The organism is Cysteiniphilum litorale (assembly GCF_003428165.1).
GTDB classification, from domain to species: Bacteria; Pseudomonadota; Gammaproteobacteria; order Francisellales; family Francisellaceae; genus Caedibacter; species Caedibacter litoralis.
Genome location: NZ_QLIQ01000180.1, coordinates 1 through 614 on the forward strand (window position 1 = coordinate 1; position 614 = coordinate 614).

Sequence of the window (614 nt, forward strand, 5' to 3'; positions counted from 1 at the left end):
ATAATTGATAATGCAGCGCCAAACATAAAGGCAATTCGCCAACCATAGTCATATAGCATGCTTGATGATGGAATGTTACTGACTAGCATAAAAATGAAAGTGCTTAATAAAATACCCAATCCAAGACATGAAAAAATTATGCTAACAGCAAATCCTTTCCTTTTTGGAAAATATTCCACACTGTAGGTTATTGCAGTTGGAATCTCACCGCCAATAGCTATCCCCTGCACTATCCTAAGTAAAGCAAATATGATAGCAGCAACAATACCAATGTCTTGAGTAGTTGGCATTATCGCCATGATGAATGTTGTTATTGCCAGTGTTAGCATTGTGAAAAAGAAGCTTGTCTTTCTGCCATAACGATCACCAATTATACCAAAAATAAGCCCTCCAACAGGGCGAATGAAATAGCCTAGAGCCAAAATAATAAAAGCATACAGGACGCCCAGTGTGGTAGATTCTTCTGGGAAGAATGCTTTTGCTAAAATGGGTGTAAAGTATGCAAAGATTGCGAAGTCATAGTATTCGATACCTGCCCCACAGCCTGAAATTGCTAGAGTTTTTATTTGTTTAAGATTCATCTATTATTCTCCCCTAGGTGATTGCTTTAAATA

General features: G+C 37.5%; 1 protein-coding gene. It reads right to left on the minus strand.

Annotated features, from left to right (window positions below; translation table 11 throughout):
• A partial coding sequence (locus tag DNJ75_RS15185; RefSeq protein WP_117004216.1) for an MFS transporter occupies nucleotides 1-581 on the minus strand: 581 nt, incomplete at its 3' end.
• Nucleotides 582-614: the final 33 nt, after the last annotated feature.